The sequence below is a fragment of the Streptomyces sp. NPDC024555 genome, assembly GCF_055559335.1.
Window position 1 is genome coordinate 484188 of the sequence record NZ_JBVHKV010000003.1, and the last position, 17140, is coordinate 501327.

Below are 17140 nucleotides of genomic sequence, written 5' to 3' on the forward strand. Positions count from 1 at the left end.
CCGTCCGCTACGCGGTCCCGATCCGCCGCAGGGCGAGGAGGGTCGCGTCGTCGGTCCGGTGGGGACCGTCCAGCCGGGCCACGAGCCGTTCGACGTAGTCCTGGAGCCCGGTGTGACCGGGCCCCGGGGCCGCTTCCTCGAAGCAGCGGTCCGCCGCTTCGAGGAAGCGCAGCGTGTCCCGGTCGGGATCGGCCGGGCGGCGTTCGGTGAGGCCGTCCGAGTAGATCAGGACGATGTCGTCGATCTCCAGCAGCGACTCGGTGGCGTCGTACCCCACCCCGGACAGCACACCCAGCGGGGGCCCGGGTCCCGTGCCGGTCATCGGCAGCGGGACCGCGCGGCCGCCGCGCACGAGGACCGGGCGCGGGTGGCCGGCACAGGTCCAGCGCAGCAGCGCGCGCTCGGGATGGAACCGGGCGATGACCGCGGTGGCGGTGGACTCGGTGCCGTCCGCGCAGGCCACCTCGTTGAGCCACTGCGTCAGCCGTTCGACCGGCTCCTCCGTGTAGGCCAGCCCCGCGAGCGCGTACCGCAGCTTCGCCATCAGCGTGGCCGCCGCGAGGCCGTGGCCCCGGGCGTCGCCCAGCGCGATCAGGAGCCGGCCGTCGGGCAGTCTGCGGGCCTTGTACCAGTCCCCGCCGACCCCGGCCTCGCGGGCGTCGGGGCGGTAGACGGCCGCCGCCTGCAGACCGTAGGCGTCCAGTTCGTCCTGGAAGTGGGGCAGCACCGCCTCGCGCAGTACATCGGCGATCTCCGCGACAGCCTCGGCGCGCTCGTGCTCCCGCCGGGCCTCGCGCTCCGCGCGCCGCGCCGCCTCGCGGCGCCGCAGATCCGCCGTCACGTCGACGAGCACGGCCCGCACCGCCCACGTCAGGCTCCCCGGGGCGATCCGCACGGGCTCGGCGACCATGCGGAACACCTTCCGGCCCCGGCCGCGCAGGCGCAGCTCGCACGCGGTGGTGCGCTTGCGCAGGATGACGTCGTACAGCGTCTGGTACAGCGCGGGCAGACTGGCGGGCTGGGCCGCGGCGGCCAGCTCGTACAGATCGGGTACGGGGTCGCTCTCCGCCAGTCCGAGGACCTGCCGGAATCCCCGTGAGGGCAGGATCCCGGGATCACCGAGATTCCACTCCGCCCAGCAGCTGTGCACCAGCCGCTGCGCGGCGACGGCCATCCGGAGGCGGCTGCCCCGCTCCCAGGTGAGCAGGAAGTGGCGGCCGCAGGGGGCGATCCGCGCCTCCCCGTTGCCCCGTACCGGCCCCGTGCGGGTGTTCGCCAGCCATTCCACGCCTTCCGGCCCCTGCGGTGCGCCCTCGCGGTACGCCTCGGTCAGCATCCGGGGGACCGCCGTGCCGGCCAGGGCCGGGTAGCGGGCGAAGAGCCAATGCGGTCCGCCCGGGGGCGCGGCCGGGCCCAGCGGCGTGCGCGCGGTCCCATAGACGTTGGCGAGGGCGTTGCGGCCCAGGATCAGGGCGTCCCGCAGCTCGCCGTCCGCGTCGAAGACGGGTTCCAGGAGCAGCGCCGCCATCGGCAGCGCGTCCAGCACGTCCTGGCCCCCGGGAGGCGTCACGACGAGCCCCTCCGCCGACACACAGGGGACGCGGGCCTCGCCCTCGGCGCGGTGCAGCGCCGCGTAGGCGGTGATCCTCCGCCGTTGCGCGTCCAGCAGCGCACGGATCGCCCGCAGTTCCAGACGGGAGCGCGCGCCGTCCGCCGGAGCGGGGTCGTCCATGGGCATAGCGGGCCCTCTCGGTGCCGTGTGTGAACAGCATCGAGGCGCACGGCGGGGCGCGCCAGCCGGGGGGCGGCGCCCTCGCGCGATCCGGGGCGCGTCGCGCGGGCCGGCGTCCCGCTCCGCGCCCGGACGCGCGCCCCGGCGCAACGAGCACGGACCGGCGCACCGAAATGCGCTGTCCCGCAGTGCATCGATGATCCTACGAAGTAATTCCTCACATAAATGCGTGCGACGCTTCCATGGGACTCCTCTCCTATTGCCGACCGCATCCGATAAGGCCGGATAATTTCTCGGAGTCGGGCATGGTTAAAGCCGTGGGATCGGGAAATAAATGATCTGGGCCGATGGGGGTAGAGGCATCGGTTCACGCCACGGCCGAATTCTGTCGGGGCCGGGCGTCTGAAATCTTTCCGTTCGGGTCCGGGGTCGCTCCCCGGGTTCACCGATGCGCCCAGGGCTGATCTGACCTGCCTTGATGGGCTGCATCGTTCCTTCTTTCGGTTACCGTCTCCTGTGGGGGTCACGGATGGACGAGCGTGAGCGTGCCGCCGATGGCGAAATCTATTCGGCCGGTCATTCGGTTTCCCGTCGCGGGGCGGCCGGTAATTCCATGGCTCGATTTCTCTGTGTGACCGCTTATCCGGTCCTGCTCCTCGCGGTCATTCTCGTGGGCGTGTCCGCGGTGCGGGAGCGATGGGATCCGGCCTGGGTCAGCCCGCTTTTCCTCATCGGGGTCATCGCCTATCTCGTCGTGCTGGAACGGCTGATTCCCTACGAGCCGACCTGGCACCCCGGAAAGGAGGAGTGGCGCCTCTACGGCCTCTACTTCCTGCTCACCATGGCCGGAAGCGGACTGGCGCAACTGCTCGTCTCGCTGGCCGTCGGCCTCATCTCGCCGGCGGAGCCGACCCACCATCTGGGGGTCGAGATCCCGGGCGCCCTCCTCACCGGATCGCTCGCCAGCTATCTCGTCCACCGGCTGGGCCACCGCAACCCGCTGCTCTGGCGGCTGCACGGCGTGCACCACGTGCCGGAGAAGGTCAATGTCGCCAACAACGGCGTCAACCACGTCCTGGACATCGTCCTGGCACAGGGGCTGGTCCAGCTGGCCCTGGCCCTCGTCGGGTTCTCCCGTCCCGCCGTGCTGGTGACCGGACTCTTCGTCGCCGCCCAGGGCTACTTCGTCCACGCCAACATCGACGTCCGCATCGGACCGCTCAACCATCTGCTGGCCAGCCCCGAACAGCACCGTCTGCACCACAGCACCGATCTGGCCGAAGCCGGCCACTACGGCTCCGACCTGTCCTGCTGGGACCACCTCTTCGGCAGCTTCACCTGGCGGCCGGGCCGCGCACCGGCCGCCGTCGGCCTCCAGGACCCCGCCGCCTTCCCCGGTACCGGCGAGGTCCTGGCCGCCCTCCTGCACCCCTGGCGACGCCGGCCCGCGCCGGGCCCCCGGCCCTGACCGGCGGGACACCCGCCCGCGACCCGCACCGCCCCCGACGTTCCACCACCACGTGAGGAGTTCGACATGTCCGACGCCAACAACCGGACGTTACGGTCCAAGGTGGCCATCGTCGGGATGGGCTGCCGCCTGCCCGGCGGGGCCTCGGACCACCGCACGTTCTGGCGGAACCTGGTGGCGGGCAAGGACTGCATCACGCCCACCCCGCCCGACCGCTACGACGTGGCGACCCTCGGCAGCCGGTACCGCGACAAACCCGGGCGCCTCGTGGGCGGGCGCGGCGGATACATCGACGGCTTCGACGCGTTCGACCCGGCGTTCTTCGGCATCAGCCCCCGCGAGGCCCACCACATGGACCCGCAGCAGCGCAAGCTGCTCGAAGTGGCCTGGGAGGCCCTGGAGGACGGCGGCCAGCGGCCCGACGCGCTCGCGGGCACCAACGTCGGGGTCTACGTGGGGGCGTTCACCCTGGACTACAAGATCCTGCAGTTCGCCGACCTGGACTTCACCACCCTGGCCGCCCACACCGCGACCGGCACCATGATGACGATGGTGTCGAACCGCATCTCGTACTGCTTCGACTTCCGCGGCCCCAGCCTCTCCGTCGACACCGCGTGCAGCTCCTCCCTGGTCGCCGTCCATCTCGCGTGCCAGGCGCTGGACAACGGCGAGAGCGATCTCGCGCTGGCCGGCGGGACCCTGCTCCACATGGCCCCGCAGTACACCGTCGCCGAGACGAAGGGCGGCTTCCTGTCGCCCGGGGGCCGCTCCCGTACGTTCGACGCCGCCGCCGACGGCTACGTACGCGCCGAAGGCGTCGGCCTGGTCGCGCTGAAGCGGCTGGACGACGCGGTGCGGGACGGGGACCGGATCCACGCGGTGATCCTCGGCAGCGGAGTCAACCAGGACGGCCGCACCCAGGGCATCACCGTGCCCAGCCCCGACGCCCAGGTCGACCTGATCCTCCGGGTCTGCGCCGAGGCGGGCATCACCCCCGGGGACCTCCAGTACATGGAGGCGCACGGCACCTCGACCCCGGTCGGCGACCCGATCGAGGCCAACGCCCTGGCCCGCGCCCTGGCCGTCGGACGGACCCCGGGCGCCCGCGCGTACGTCGGCTCGGTCAAGGCGAACATCGGCCACACCGAATCCGCCGCCGGGATCGCCGGCCTCATCAAGACCGTCCTGAGCCTCGAGCACCGGGTGATCCCGCCCCACATCAACCTGGAGACCCTCAACCCCGCCATCGACCCGGCGGCCCTCCCGTACGAGATCCCGACCCGGGCCACCGACTGGCCCGACCACGAGGGACCCGCCCGCGCGGGGGTGAACTCCTTCGGCTTCGGCGGCACCAACGCCCATGTCGTCCTGGAGGAGGCGCCGCCCGCCCCGCACCCCGCCCCGCCCGCCCGCAGATCGTGGAGCATCCTGCCGCTCAGCGCCCGCCACCCGGACGCGCTGACCGAGGCGGCCGCAGGGATCCGGGGCGAACTGGCCGGCGACAACGGCCCGGCCCCGGCCCTCGACGACCTCGGCCACACCCTCGCCCACCGCCGCCAGCACCTGCCCGAACGGCTCTCCGTCGTCTACTCCTCGGCCGACTCCCTGGACGAGGCGCTCGCCGCCCACGGACGCGGCGAACCGCACCCCCGGATCGTGCGGGGCCGGGCCCGGGGGAGCGCCGACCGGAAACTCGTCTGGGTCTTCACCGGAATGGGCCCCCAGTGGTGGGGCATGGGCCGTCAGCTGTTCGAGAGCGAACCGGTCTTCCGCGACGCCGTCACCGCATGCGACCGGGCGATGCGGGAATTCGCCGACTGGTCCCTCGTCGAGGAGCTGACCGCCGACGAGTCCGCGTCCCGGATGAGCGGGACCTGGCTCGCCCAGCCCGCCAACTTCGCCGTACAGGCCGGCCTGGCCGCGCTCTGGCGGTCGTACGGGGTGCGCCCGGACGCCGTCGTCGGCCACAGCACCGGCGAGATCGCCGCCTTCCACGCCGCGGGGGTCTACTCCCTGCGGGACGCGGCCAGGATCGCCGTCCACCGCAGCCGCCTCCAGCAGACCCTGGCCGGCACCGGCACGATGCTCGCCGTCGCCCTGACCGAGGACGAGGCGGAGCGCCGCGTGCGCCCCTACCGCGACCGGGTCTCCGTCGCCGCGGTCAACAGCCCCACCGCGCTCACCCTCGCCGGGGACGAGGCGGCCCTCACCCGGCTGGCCGAGGAACTGCGCGACGAACAGCGGTTCGTGAAGTTCCTCAGCGTAGAAGTGCCTTACCACAGCGTCGTCATGGAACGGATCAAGGACGAACTCCTGCACGAACTGGCCCCGTTGGAGCCACGCACCGCCCACGTACCGGTGTACCTGACGGGAACGGAGGGGACGGCGCGGGGCGAGGAGCTGGACGCCTCCTACTGGTGGCGGAACGTCCGCGACCGGGTGCGCTTCCGCTCGGCCGTCGACCGGCTCGCCGACGACGGCCACCAGGTGTTCCTGGAGATCGGCCCCCATCCCGTCCTCGGCCACGCGATCCGCGAATGCCTCGACACCACGGGCACCACCGGCACCACCGGCCTCACCCTGCCCTCGATCCGCCGCGGCGAGGACGAGTGCGAGCGCTTCGCCGCCTCGCTCGGCGCGCTCCACACCCTGGGCGTCCCCGTCGACTGGTCGCTGCTCCAGCCCGCCGGCCGTCCGGTCACCCTGCCCCGCCACCCCTTCCGCCGCGACCGCTACTGGACCGAACCCGCCCCCGTCGCCCGGGTCCGCCTCGGCCGGCGCGACCACGTCCTGCTCGGCCGCCGCACCGACTCCGCGGAACCCACCTGGCAGGCACGGCTGGACACCGAGGAACTGCCCTACCTCGCCGACCACCGCATCCAGGACACCGTCGTCTTCCCCGCCGCCGGCTACGTCGAGATGGCGGCCCAGGCGGTCCTGCGGCTCACCGGCGGCACCACGGCCGTCCTCGCCGGAATCGAACTGCGCAAGGCGCTCTTCCTGCCCGACGGCGAGGACCGGACCGTCGAGGTGGCGATCTCCCCGGAGAACGCCACCTTCACCATCGCCTCGCCGACCGGAGCGGACGGCGAGCGGACCGTCCACGCCGCCGGCACCGTCCGCACCGGACAGCGCCGCCGCACCACCCCGCCGCTCGACGCCCCGGCGATCCGGGCCCGCAGCCTGCGCCATCTGAAGGGCCCCGACTGCTACACCGCGCTGGCCGCCCTCGGCTACCACTACGGTCCCGCCTTCCGGGCCGTCGAAGAGGTGTGGATCGGCGCGGGCGAGGTCCTGGCCCGCATCCGGCCGCCGCGCGCGATCGGCGACGACGCACGGGCCCACCACCTCCACCCCGTCCTGCTCGACGCCTGCTTCCAGACCCTGCTGACCCCCCTCGTCCTCGAAGGCCCCGCCCCGGACGCCGGGATCAGGCTGCCGCTCTCGCTGGACGAGATCGCCCTCGAACCCATCGGCGACCAGCCGTTCTGGGCCCACGCCACCCTGGTCCCCGCCGACGCCGACACCACCCTCGGCAATATCGCCCTGTACGCCGACGACGGCACTCCGCTGGGCCGCGTGGAGGGCTTCCGCGCCGCCGACGTGGAGAAGGCCGCCACCGCCGTCGCCCGCACCACCATCGACTCCTGGCTCGTCGAACCCGTCTGGACCGACTGCCCGCCCCTGCCCGCCGCCCGGCTCCACCCCGCCGGCCCCGGCACCGCGCACCACGAGCCGCCCGCGACCGAGGCCGCACCGCACGAGGCACCGCAGGACCACGACTGGCTGCTCCTCGCGGACGGCGGCGGCCTCGCCGACACCTTCGCCGCCCTCGCCGCCGCCCGGGGCGAACGCTGCCGCACCGTACGCCGGGGCACGGCCTACACCGCCTCCGCCGACGGCTCCGCGTACACCGTCGACCCCGCCTCCGACCACGACCTGCGCCGCCTGTTCGCCGACCTCGACCGCGACGGCGCACCCTTCCGGGGCACCGTCCTCCACCTGTGGAACCTCGACGCCCCCGCCCTCGCCGCGTGCGACCGGACCGCCCTGCGCGACCACACCGGCGCGGGCGCCTACTCCCTGATCGTCCTCGCCCGGCTCCTGGCGGCCCGGGACGGCGCGGGCCGGCTCCACATCGTCACCCGGGGCGCCCAGCCCGCCCTGCCCGGCGAAGGACCAGAACCGCTCGGGGCGCCCGCCTGGGGCATCGGCCGCGTCCTGCGGCACCAGGAACTCATCGGACACCCCGGCAAGCTCATCGACCTCGACCCCCGGCGGCGGCCCGGCCCCGACGGCGACCGGGCCGAGGCCGAAGCCCTCCTCGCCGAGGCCCTGAGCGACGACGAGGCGGAGATCGCCCTGCGCGACGGCGGCCGCCGCACCGGCCGGCTGCGCCCCGCCGAGTCCCTGACCCGGCCGCTGCCGCCCCGGCTGCGCGCCGACGGCAGCTATCTGGTCACCGGCGCGTTCGGCGCGCTCGGCCGGCTGCTCTGCCGCACCCTCGTCCGCCGCGGGGCCCGCAGGCTCGTCCTCGTCGGCCGCACCCCCGTGCCGCCCCGGGACACCTGGGCGGGCCTCGACCCCGCCTCCCCCGAGGGCCGGGCCGCGGGCCTGCTGCGCGAACTGGAGGCGCTCGGCGCCCAGCCCGTCCTCGCGACCCTGGACATCACCGACGAGGACGCCCTGACCGGCTGGCTCGACGCCCACCGCGCGAGCGGGGCACCGCCCGTCCGCGGGGTGTTCCACCTCGCCGGACAGGTCCGCGACACCCTCGTCGCCGACCTCGACCGGGCCGCCTTCGACGCCGTCCACGACCCCAAGACCGTCGGCGCCCACCTCCTGCACCGGCACCTGAGGGACGAACCCCTCGAACACTTCGTGCTCTTCGCCTCGATCGCCTCCCTGCTCACCACGGCCGGCCAGACCAACTACGCCGCGGGGAACGCCTTCCTGGACGCCCTCGCCCACCGCCGCCGCGCCGAGGGACTGCCCGCGCTCAGCCTCGACTGGGGCCCCTGGGCCACCGGCATGATCGAGGAACTCGGCCTGGTCGACCACTATCTGCACAGCCGGGGCATGAGTTCGCTGTCCCCGGAGGCCGGCATGGCCGTCCTGGAGCGCGTCATCGGCCAGGACCACGCCCAGCTCGTCGTCGCCACCGTCGTCGACTGGCCCGTCTTCCTCGCCTGGTACCCGTCCCCGCCCCCGCTGGTCGCCGACCTCGCGGCCGCCGCCGCCCCGCCCCGCGACGCCGCCTCCGGCCACGGATTCCTCGACACCTTCCGCGCGGCGGACCCGGAGGCCCGCCGGGCCCTGGTCGCCGAACGGTTCGCCGCGCTCGCCGCCACCGTGCTGCGCACCGGCCCCGACCGCGTCGACCCCGCCACCGACCTCGGCGCCCTCGGTCTCGACTCGCTCCTCGCCATGGAGCTGCGGGCCCGCGTCCACGCCGACCTCGGCGTCGCCCTGCCCGTGGTCGCCCTGCTCAGCGGCACCCCGGCCGGCGAACTCGCCGCCCAGCTCCACGACGGCCTCACCGCCCTGGCCTCGGCCGGCGGCCCGGACGGCACCGCCGCTGCCGTCGCCCTCCACGAGGACGAGCGGTGCTACCCGCTGACGCAGAACCAGAAGGCGCTCTGGTTCCTCAAGCACCTCAACCCCGACGGGTACGCGTACAACATCGGCGGCGCCGTCGAGGTCCACGCCGCCCTCGAACCGGACCTGATGTTCGAGGCCGTCCGCCGCCTCATCGCCCGCCACCCGGCCCTGCGCACCAACTTCCTCCTGGCGGACGGGCAGGCCGTGCAGCAGGTCTCCGAGGACGCCCCCGCCGACGTCGCGCTCTTCGACGTCCAGGGCGAGGACTGGGAGTCCATCCACGCGACGATCGTCCAGGAGTACCGCAAGCCCTACGACCTCGCCCACGACCCCCTGGTCCGCTTCCGCCTCTTCAAGCGGGGCCCGGACCGCTGGATCATCATGAAGGCCGTCCACCACATCGTCTCCGACGCCATCTCCACCTTCACCTTCATCGAGGAACTCCTCGCGGTGTACGAGGCGCTGCGCCGGGGCCGGGAGCCCGAGCTGCCGCCGGTGACGGCCCGCTACCTCGACTTCCTCAACCAGCAGAACGCCTTCCTGGCCGGGCCCGAGGCGGCCGGCATGCTCGACTACTGGCGCTCCCACCTGCCGGCCGAGGTCCCGCTCCTGGACCTGCCCGTCGACAAGCCCCGTCCGGCGGTCCAGACCCACAACGGCGCCTCGGAGTTCTTCGTCCTCGACGAAGCCCTCAGCGCCCGCGTCCACGCCCTGGCCCAGGCCCACGGCGTCACCCCGTTCATGGTGCTGCTCAGCGCCTACTACCTCCTGCTGCACCGCTACTCCGGGCAGGACCACCTCGTCGTCGGCAGCCCGGTGACCGGCCGCACCCGGCAGGACTTCGCCTCCGTCTACGGCTACTTCGTCAACCCGCTCCCGCTCCACGCCGACCTGACCGGCGACCCCACGGTCGCCGCACTGCTGCGGCAGGTCCGCGAGACCGTGCTCGGCGGCCTGGACAACCAGGAGTACCCCTTCGTCCTCCTCGTCGAGGAACTGGGCCTCCAGCACGACCCCAGCCGCTCCGCCGTCTTCCAGGCGATGTTCATCCTGCTCACCCACAAGGTGGCGACCGAGCAGTACGGATACCGCCTGGAGTACATCGAACTCCCCGAGGAGGAAGGGCAGTTCGACATCACCCTGTCCGTCTACGAGGACGAGGCGGAGGGCCGCTTCCACTGCGTGTTCAAGTACAACACCGACCTCTTCCTCCCCGAGACCGTCCGCCGCATGGCCGGCCACTACCTCCGGCTCCTCGACGCCATGACCCGCGCGCCCGGCGACCGGCCGGTGTCCCGGCTGGAGATGCTCGGCGGCCGGGAACGGGAACGGCTCCTGGACGGGTGGAGCCGCCCGGCCCTGCCGCTCCCCGCACCGGCCGCGGACTCCGGCTTCGTACCGGTGCACGACCTGATCGCCCGCAGGGCCGCCGAACACCCCGACGCCGTCGCCGTGACCCTGCCGTCCCCGGGCGGCGAGCCGCGCCGGCTGACCTACGCCGAACTGGTCCGCCGGGCCGACGAGACCGCCGCACGGCTGCGCACGCTCGGCGTGGGCGAGGGCTCGGTGGTCGTGCTCTGCCTGGACAAGTCGCCCGAACTGGTCGTCGCCCTGCTCGCCGTGCTCCGGGCGGGCGCCGCCTACCTCCCGGTGCGGCCCGGTCAGCCCGTCGACCGGCTCGCCCACCTCGTCTCGGCCACCGGCGCCGCGCTCGTCGTCGTCGCGGACGACACCGTGCCGGAGCACAAGGGGGCCTGGGCCGTCCCGACGCCGACCCTCGCCGACCTGGCCCGTACGGCCCCGCACCCGGACGGCCCCGGGGACGCCGCCGGCCCCGAGTCGGCCGCGTACGTCATCACCACCTCCGGCTCCACCGGACGCCCGAAGGCCGTCCGCGTCAGCCACCGCAACCTCGCCTCCGCCTACGAGGCCTGGCGGCTGGAGTACCGGTTGGAGACCGACGTCCGGACGCACCTCCAGATGGCCGAACCGTCCTTCGACGTGTTCACCGGCGACCTGGTGCGCGCCCTGTGCTCGGGCGGCACCCTCGTCCTCGCCGACCGGGACCTGCTCTTCGACACCACCCGGCTCTACCGCACGATGCGTCAGGAGCGGGTGGACTGCGCGGAGTTCGTGCCCGCCGTCGTGCGCGGTGTGATGGACCACTGCGCACGCGAAGGGCTGCGGCTGGACTTCCTGCGGTTGCTGGTGGTCGGCTCGGACGCCTGGAGCGTGGGGGAGTACCGCCGGCTGGCCGGGCTGTGCGGACCCGGCACCCGGCTCGTCAACTCCTACGGCCTCACCGAGGCCACCATCGACAGCGCCTGCTTCGAAGGGCCCGTCGACGACCTGGAGGACGGGGCCATGGTCCCCATCGGCCGGCCCCTGCCCCACAGCACCCTCCACGTCCTCGACCCCCACGGCGAACCGGTCCCGCCCGGCGTCCCCGGCGAACTGTGGATCGGCGGCCCCGGCGTCGCCCTCGGCTACGCGGGCGACCCCGCCCAGACCGACGAACGCTTCGTCACCCGGACCCTCGGCCACAGTGCCGACGCCCGCCCCGAACGCCTCTACCGCACCGGCGACCTCGCCCGCTGGGACGCCCGCGGCCGGGTCCATCTGCTCGGCCGCACCGACGGCCAGGTGAAACTGCGCGGCCACCGCATCGAGATCGGCGAGATCGAGGCCCACCTCGCCCAGTGGCCCGCGCTCGTCCGGGCCGTCGTCACCGTACGCACCGACACGGGCGGGGACGCGGCGCTCTGCGCGTACTGCGTGACCGCGCCCGGCGCCGCCCTGGACGTCCGGGGCCTGCGCCGCCATCTGGCCCGCTCCCTGCCCTCGTACATGATCCCGTCCCACTACACCGAACTGCCCGCCCTGCCGCTGACGGCCAACGGCAAGGTCGACACGGCCGCCCTGCCCGCCCCCCGGGCCGGGGCGGGCGACCGGCCCCACGAGGAACCGGTGACCCTCTACGAGATCAGCGTCGCCCGGCACTGGAAGGCGCTCCTGGGACGCGACAGGGTCGGACTGGAGGACGACTTCTTCGAACTCGGCGGCAGCTCGATCAAGCTCATCGAACTGCTCCACCACCTGCGCACCGAGTTCGGCGTCGGCGTCCCCGTCAGCAGGCTCTACCAGGTCACCACCCTGCACGGCATGGCCGCCACCGTCGAGGACGTGCTGCTCGGCACGGACACCGAGGAACTGCCCTTCCTCACCTTCAACGCCGGACAGGGCCCCGCCCTGTTCTGCTTCCCGCCCGCCGGCGGCCACGGGCTCGTCTACCGGGGCCTCGCCGCCCATCTCCCCGACCACACCGTCATCGGCTTCAACTACCTGCCAGGCGACGGCAAGACGGCCCGCTACGCCGACCTCGTCGAGGCCGCCCAGCCCGACGGTCCCTGCCTGCTGCTGGGCTACTCCCTCGGCGGGAACCTCGCCTTCGAGACCGCCAAGGAGCTGGAGCGCCGGGGCCGCCGCGTCGGCCATGTCGTCATCCTCGACTCCCGCCGCATCCTCACCCCGTACGAACCGGACGCCACCGGCATCGCCGCCTTCGAGCGCGAACTCGCCGAGCACCTGCGCAAACACACCGGCTCCGAGGCCGTCGCCCACGAGACCCTCGCCCACGCCGCCGAGTACCTCGCCTTCTGCGGGCGCACCCCCAACACCGGCACCGTCGCCGCGGCCGTCAGCGTGATCACCGACGAGGACAAGGCCGCGCTCTACGCCGCCGGCCGGCAGGGCACCTGGCACGGCAGCTCCACCACCGCCACCGCCGTCCTGCGCGGCTCCGGCACCCATGCCGACCTGCTCGACGCCAAGCACCTGCCCCGCAACGCCGCACTCGTGCGGTCCGCCCTGACGGGAGACGCGGCCCATGGCGGATGAGTACCCGGACGACTGGACCAGCAGGCGGCGCGCCCCGGGCACCCCGCCCCGCGTCATCGTCCTCGGCGCGGGCGTGGCCGGCCTCTCCACCGGCTGCTACGGCCAGATGAGCGGGGCCAGGACCCGCGTCTTCGAGAAGCATGTGCTGCCCGGCGGCTGCTGCACCGCCTGGTCGCGCGAGGGCTATCTCTTCGACTACTGCATCGAATGGCTCATCGGCACCGCCCCGGGCAACGACGCCCACCGGGTGTGGCGCGAACTCGGCGCCCTGGACGGCAAATCGGTGACCAACTTCGACCTGTTCAACAAGGTCGAGGCCGCGGACGGCCGGTCGGTCACCTTCTACAACGACCCCGACCGGCTGGAGGCGCACCTCCTGGAGCTGTCACCCGCCGACGCCCCCCTCATCCGCGCGTTCACCCGGGACCTGCGGCGCTTCATCCGTATCGAGCTGTACCCGTTCCTGACCGCGCCCGCCCTGCGCACCGTGGGGGAGAGGGCCCGGACCCTGCGCACGGTCCTCCCCGCCTTCCGGCTGTTCTGGCGGACCGCCGCCACCCCGATGCACGTCTTCGCCGACCGCTTCCAGGACCCGCTGCTGCGCACCGCGTTCCGCAACATCTTCTTCCAGGACCCGGAGGGCTTCCCGCTGCTGCCGTACCTCTTCAACATGGCGGCCGCCCACCACGGCAACGCCGGCTTCCCGCAGGGCGGTTCGCTGGGCCTGGCCCGGTCCGTCGAGGAGCGGTACCGGAAGCTGGGCGGCACGGTCACCTACCGGGCCCGCGCCGAACGGATCCTGGTCGAGAACGACCGGGCCGTCGGTGTCGAACTGCGCAACGGACGCCGGTACTTCGCCGAGCACGTGGTCTCCGCCTGCGACGGCCGCACCACGGTCTACGACCTGCTCGGCGGCCGGTACACCGGCCCCCGCATCGACAAGCTCTACACCGACCTGCTGCACCGCCCCGGCACCCTCTTCCCCGCCGTCGTCTCCGCCTTCGTCGGACTGCGCGGCGACCTGGAGCCGGACGAGGCGCACAGCACCACCCACCTCCTGGGCCCGGACGACGCCGGCCGGCTGCCCGGGGCGCTCCAGGACAGCCTCGTGGTGCAGGCCCGCTCCCGCTACTCCGGGGGCTTCGCCCCACCGGGCCACTCCGTCCTGCACTGCACCTACTTCAGCGACTACGCCTCCTGGAAGGAGCTGCGGACCGAGAGCCGCAAGGAGTACCGCCGGCGCAAACGCGAGGTCGCCGACTTCGTCCGGGACTTCCTGGAACGGCGCACCCCCGGCATCGCCGACCGCATCGACGTCCTGGAGGTCGCCACCCCCGCCACCACCCACCGCTACACCGGCAATCTGCGCGGCTCCATCCTCGCCTGGAAGGCGTTCTCGGACGCCGACGACGTCGCGTCGCGGCTCGTCGGCCGGGACCGCATGCGGCTGCCGGGCCTGAGCGGCTTCTCCATGGCCGGCCAGTGGGCGGGCATGGGCGGTCTGATCCGGGCCGCCTCCACCGGACGCTTCGCCGTCCAGTACCTCTGCCGCGAACTCGGCCTGGAGTTCCGGGCCTGGGAGAGCGAGGGAACCGAGCCGTGGCACCCCCGGATGCTGGGACACCTGCCCCAGCTCGACCGGTGGTCGGCACGGGAGGGCGAGGACGCATGAGCCGCGGCACGGGACGTCCCCGCGAGACGATGATCATCATCGGGGCCGGGCTCGGCGGCCTCTCCACCGGCGTCTACGCCCGGATGAACGGCTACCGCACCCGGATCCTGGAGATGCACGAGCTGCCCGGCGGCTGCTGCACCGCCTGGGAACGCGGCGACTTCACCCTGGACGGATGCGTCAGCTGGCTGCTCGGCAGCGGCCCCGGCAACGAGATGCACCAGATCTGGCTGGAGCTCGGAGCCCTCCAGGGCAAGGAGATCCGCCACTTCGACGTCTTCAACATCGTGCGCGGCACGGACGGCCGGGCCGTCCACTTCTACTCCGACCCGGACCGGCTCGAAGCCCATCTGACCGCCCTCTCGCCCGCCGACGCCCGGCTGGTGCGGAAGTTCTGCGCGCAGCTGCGCAGCTTCCGCAAGGCGCTCGCCGTCTATCCCTTCCTCAAGCCCGTCGGGCTGATGGGACGCCGGGAGCGCTGGCGGATGCTCGCCTCGTTCCTGCCGTACGTCAACGCCGTCCGCACCACGATCACCGTCCTGATGAAGGACTTCTCGGCGCGGTTCCAGGATCCGCTGCTGCGGGAGGCGTTCAACTTCATCCTGTACGAGAAGCACCCGGCCTTCCCGGTCCTGCCCTTCCACTTCCAGCTCGCCTCCCACGCCAATCTCTCCGCCGGCGTCCCCGAGGGCGGCTCCCTCGGACTCGCCCGGTCGATCGAGGCCCGCTATCTGCGGCTCGGGGGCGAGGTCTCGTACAACACCAAGGTCGAGTCGGTGATCGTCGAGGACGACCGGGCGGTCGGCGTCCGGCTCAGCGACGGCGGTGAACTGCGCGCCGACATCGTCGTCTCCGCCTGCGACGGCTACACGACGGCCATGAAGTTCCTGGAGGGCCGGTACCTCGGCGAGGACTACCACCGGCTCTACACCGAGACCATCCACCGGCCCGGCATGGTCTTCCCCGGCTACTTCACGCTCTTCCTCGGTCTCGACCGCCCCTTCCCCGAGGGCGACCCCTGCACGACGCACCTCATCGACGAGACGCTGGCCGCCGAACTGACCGGCATCCGCCACCGGAGTATCAACGTCCAGTTCCGCAGCAGCCACTACCCCGAGCTGTCCCCGGAGGGCACCACCGTCGTCTACGCCACCTACTTCTGCGACATCGCCCCCTGGCGGGCCCTGGACGAGGGCCCCGAACAGGTCACCCGGGTCCGCGGCGGCCAGGAGCTGCACACCCTGCCCGTACGGCACGGACGCGGCTACTACGCGGCGAAACGCCGGGCCAGGGAAGCCCTCGTCGACTTCCTGGACCGGCGCCACCCCGGCCTGCGCGACGCGATCGTGGTCCGGGACGTCTCCAGCCCCCTCACCCAGGTCCGCTACACCGCCAACCACGACGGAACGGTTCTCGGCTGGCAGCCCTTCGTCGAGAGCGGCGAGACCCTCGAAGAGCTGGTCAAGAAGCACGGTCCCGGCTTCCCCGGACTGCGCGACTTCTACCAGTCCGGGGTCTGGGCCACCACCGGCGGCCTCATCCGCGCCGCCGCCGCCGGCCGCCACGTCATGCAGTTCGTCTGCCGCGACGACGGCAGACCCTTCACCGCCTCGGTCGACCTCACGGCACCCCCGCCGACCCATCGCGTCATCCCCGTGCCCGTCCGTCCCCCCGCACCGCCGGAGAGGAAGCCATGAAGACCGAGAAGTGGGTGCTCCGCGAACACGTCGAGGGCGTCCCCGACGTGGACCGCGTCTACGAGAAGGTCGTCGAGCACATCGACGTCGACCTCGCCCCGGACGAGATGCTCCTGCGGACCCGGTACGTCTCCGTCGACCCCTACCTCCAGGGCATCGCCCTCGACACCCCCCTCGGCGGCCACATGGGCGCCGACTCCGTCATGGAGGTGGTGGAGGCCGGACCCGAGGCCGCCCACCGCGTCGGCGACCTCGTCCAGGGCTTCGGCGGCTGGCGCACCCATCTGATCTCCACCGGGGCGCCCGAACCGTGGGCGACCGGCACCTTCCCCATGGTCTTCCCGGCCTACCGCAGGCTCGACCCCGGCTGGTACGACGACGCCCTGCCGCTGGAGACGGCGCTCGGCGTGATGGGCGGCCCCGGGATGACGGCCTGGGGGACCCTCACCAAATACATGACGATCAGCCCCGGCGACACCCTCGTGATCAGCGGGGCCTCCGGTGCCGTCGGCAGCCTCGTCGGCCAGCTCGCCGCGCTCGAAGGGGCCCGGGTGATCGGCACCACCTCCTCCCCGGAGAAGGCCGCACGCCTCACCGGGCTCGGCTTCGACGAGGTGATCGTCTACCGGCACGGGGACGACGCGGACACCGTCCGCGACGCGCTGGCACGGGCCGCCCCCGACGGCATCGACCGGTACTTCGACAACCTTGGCGGCGCGGTCACCGACGCGGTGTTCCCGCTGCTCACCATCGGGGCCCAGGTGGCGGTCTGCTGGCAGTGGGCGACCCAGGTGGGCAACGAGCACACCGGCCCCCGGCTCCTGCCGTACCTGATGTTCCCGCGCGCCACCGTCCGCGGCATCTTCTCCCTGGAATGGTTCACCGACGAGAACTGGCGGGCCCTGCACACCGATCTCGGCGGCCGGGTCCGGCGCGGCGAGATCGTCTGCGACCACACCGTCTACCACGGCTTCGACACCATCCCCGCCGCCTACGCCGGCCTCTACGCCGGACCGGCCGCCCACCGGGGCAAGGTCCTCGTCGAACTGTGACCGCCCCCGACCGCCCCGACC

At 73.1% G+C, this 17140-nt stretch carries 6 protein-coding genes; 5 read left to right on the forward strand and 1 reads right to left on the reverse strand.

Annotated elements, in window-relative coordinates; translation table 11 throughout:
* Positions 1-7 precede the first annotated feature (7 nt).
* The gene (locus tag ACZ4FH_RS07505; RefSeq protein WP_467303010.1) at positions 8-1738 is read right to left on the reverse strand and encodes a PP2C family protein-serine/threonine phosphatase; all 1731 of its coding nucleotides are present in this window, start codon (positions 1736-1738) and stop codon (positions 8-10) included.
* 523 nt (positions 1739-2261) lie between these two features.
* Between ACZ4FH_RS07505 and ACZ4FH_RS07510 the strand changes: the two genes are divergently transcribed.
* From ACZ4FH_RS07510 to ACZ4FH_RS07530, 5 genes are all read left to right on the forward strand, one after another.
* A complete protein-coding gene (locus ACZ4FH_RS07510; RefSeq protein WP_467303011.1) occupies positions 2262-3200 on the forward strand; it encodes a sterol desaturase family protein in 939 nt (312 codons plus the stop codon).
* A gap of 66 nt (positions 3201-3266) precedes the next feature.
* Entirely contained in the window at positions 3267-12698 is a 9432-nt protein-coding gene (locus ACZ4FH_RS07515) for a non-ribosomal peptide synthetase/type I polyketide synthase (RefSeq protein WP_467303013.1), read from the forward strand.
* Positions 12688-14370 (forward strand): phytoene desaturase family protein, encoded by a 1683-nt coding sequence (locus ACZ4FH_RS07520; RefSeq protein ID WP_467303015.1) that lies wholly within the window; start codon positions 12688-12690, stop codon positions 14368-14370. Before ACZ4FH_RS07515 ends, ACZ4FH_RS07520 begins: the two co-directional genes overlap by 11 nt.
* A complete protein-coding gene (locus ACZ4FH_RS07525) occupies positions 14367-16067 on the forward strand; it encodes a phytoene desaturase family protein (RefSeq protein ID WP_467303016.1) in 1701 nt (566 codons plus the stop codon). Before ACZ4FH_RS07520 ends, ACZ4FH_RS07525 begins: the two co-directional genes overlap by 4 nt.
* A complete protein-coding gene (locus tag ACZ4FH_RS07530) occupies positions 16064-17119 on the forward strand; it encodes an MDR family NADP-dependent oxidoreductase (RefSeq protein WP_467303018.1) in 1056 nt (351 codons plus the stop codon). Before ACZ4FH_RS07525 ends, ACZ4FH_RS07530 begins: the two co-directional genes overlap by 4 nt.
* Positions 17120-17140: the final 21 nt, after the last annotated feature.

Coding starts and splice junctions, on each gene's coding strand:
- ACZ4FH_RS07525 (WP_467303016.1), top strand. CDS start 14,367: ATGAGCCGCGGCACGGGACGTCCCCGCGAGACGATGATCATCATCGGG.
- ACZ4FH_RS07505 (WP_467303010.1), bottom strand. CDS start 1,738: ATGCCCATGGACGACCCCGCTCCGGCGGACGGCGCGCGCTCCCGTCTG.
- ACZ4FH_RS07530 (WP_467303018.1), top strand. CDS start 16,064: ATGAAGACCGAGAAGTGGGTGCTCCGCGAACACGTCGAGGGCGTCCCC.
- ACZ4FH_RS07520 (WP_467303015.1), top strand. CDS start 12,688: ATGGCGGATGAGTACCCGGACGACTGGACCAGCAGGCGGCGCGCCCCG.
- ACZ4FH_RS07515 (WP_467303013.1), top strand. CDS start 3,267: ATGTCCGACGCCAACAACCGGACGTTACGGTCCAAGGTGGCCATCGTC.
- ACZ4FH_RS07510 (WP_467303011.1), top strand. CDS start 2,262: ATGGACGAGCGTGAGCGTGCCGCCGATGGCGAAATCTATTCGGCCGGT.